Origin of the sequence: Acidiphilium sp. PM (assembly GCF_000219295.1) — a bacterium.
In the GTDB taxonomy this organism is placed as follows: domain Bacteria; phylum Pseudomonadota; class Alphaproteobacteria; order Acetobacterales; family Acetobacteraceae; genus Acidiphilium; species Acidiphilium multivorum.
In genome coordinates this window covers 1-1,855 of the sequence record NZ_AFPR01000135.1, presented here as the reverse complement: position 1 = coordinate 1,855, position 1,855 = coordinate 1, and the positions used below count along the sequence as shown (strand labels likewise).

2 protein-coding genes are annotated in these 1,855 nt (G+C 69.6%); both read right to left on the bottom strand.

What is annotated here, in order from left to right; genetic code table 11:
- Positions 1–1,348 (bottom strand): chlorophyllide a reductase subunit Z (gene bchZ, locus APM_RS06755; protein ID WP_007422606.1); only part of this gene is annotated, 1,348 nt, incomplete at its 3' end.
- Positions 1,348–1,855 (bottom strand): nitrogenase component 1 (locus APM_RS06750; protein ID WP_007422605.1); only part of this gene is annotated, 508 nt, incomplete at its 5' end. The genes APM_RS06750 and bchZ, both read right to left, overlap by 1 nt.

Sequence of the window (1,855 nt, the reverse complement as noted above, 5' to 3'; positions counted from 1 at the left end):
GGTCGCGCAGGCGCTTGGCTGCGGAAATCCGGATCAGGAACGGCTCATGGGCGAGATGCCGGTCGAGCGCCGCGGCCGCATCAGGGGCCCAGGCCTCGCCCGCATCGGCGCGCGCCGGCGTCGGCTCGATCCGGTCGAGATCGGCGCCGAGCGGCAGGATGTTGAACAGCGCGTCGAACAGCGCGTTGCAGTATTCCTGCACGACATAGGTCGCACCCGCATACCCCATGAACGGCGTGCCGGTCGCGCGGCGGATGATCGCCCCCGGAAACGACGCCGGAATATAGACCGAGCGGCCGCCGCGCTCCGCCGCATACATCCGCTCGTTATACGAGCCGAACAGCACCAGCGGCGGGGTCGCCGCCATCGCCGCGCGCACCGCGTCGTTGTCCGGCTTCACCCCGGGGCGACGGGCGATCGCGAAGCTGCACGCAATGCCGAGCTCCTCCTCGAGCAGGCGGCGCAGGCCGCGGGCATAGGTCTCGGTCGCCACCACCCCGAACGACGAGGTCGCGAAGAAATCCTGCGTCACGCTCCGCCACAGATCCCAGATCGGCTTGATCGTGGTCTCCTTCTCGCGGGCGATGAACGGCTCGGGATCGACACCGGCGAGCTCGCCGAGCTTGCGCAGGAAATTCGTCGTCGCGAAAATCCCCATCGGCGCCATCAGGTAGGGCTTGCCCAGCGCCTCGCAGAGCTTGCGGCCGAATTCGCGATAGAGGCAGACATTGACATCCGCATCGGCCAGCAGCGGCGTGTCCTTGAGGTCGGCGCCGAGCGGGAAGGTCAGGTTGACCTCGCAGCCGATCCCCTCGACCAGCCGGCGGATCTCCGCGAGATCGGAGGGCATGTTGAACGTGCCGTAGATCGGCCCGATGATGTTGACGCGCGGCTTGCCCGCCTTGCGCTCCGGGCGCTTCGCCTTCGCGTTGCCGAACTCGTTCCACAGCCACACCATCGCCCGGTCGGCGGACTGCCACTGGTCCTCGTCGATCGTGCGCGGCAGGAAGCGCCGCAGGTTCGAGCCCTCCGGCGTCACCCCGCCGCCGATCATCTCGGCGATCGACCCGGTAACGACGACGGCGGGAATCTTCTGGTTGCCGATCCCGGCGGCGCGCTTCATCGGCCCCTCGGTGCCGCTCATCGAGAGCGATTCCTCGTCGAGCCCCGTCACCACGATCGGCAGCTCGTGCGGCGGCAGCGCGTCGGTATAGTGCAGCACCGCCGTCACCGGCAGATTCTCGCAACCCACCGGCCCGTCGATGACGACGCGCAACCCCTTGATCGCGGCGAAGGCGTAGACAGCGCCCCAATACCCGCCCGCCCGGTCATGATCCTGCACCAGCATCAGGAAACCTCCTCCGCCTGCGCCGCATCGCCGGCGAAGAACCCGATCATCCGGCCGAACCGCTCGCGCCCGCGCGTCTGCGCCGCGACGATGGCAGCGAGTGCCGCGGCACCGGATGCGCCGAAGATCGGCCGCGATGACACGATGTTGGTGAAATAGACGGCCGGCACACCCGCCTCCTTCGCCGCCTGCACCAGCGGCGTGGTGCCGAAGGCAAGGTCGGGGCGAACGTCGCGCAGCGCCGCGCAATCCTGTTCGAGCGAGGCGCGGAACTGCACATGCGTGCCCTGCTGGGCAAGCCAGGCGCGGTCCGCCTCGCTCCACGGCGTCGCCGGCAGCGCGGTGCCGACATAGGGGATCTCCGCCCCCGCCTCGATCAGCAGCCGTGCGACCAGCAGCTCCGAGCCCTCGTAGCCCGAAACGATCATCCGCGCCGTAACCGGGTTGGCGGCGAGTGCTGCGCGCACCGGGGCGATCGCCGCGGCCTTCGCCCGGTCGACCCGCGCC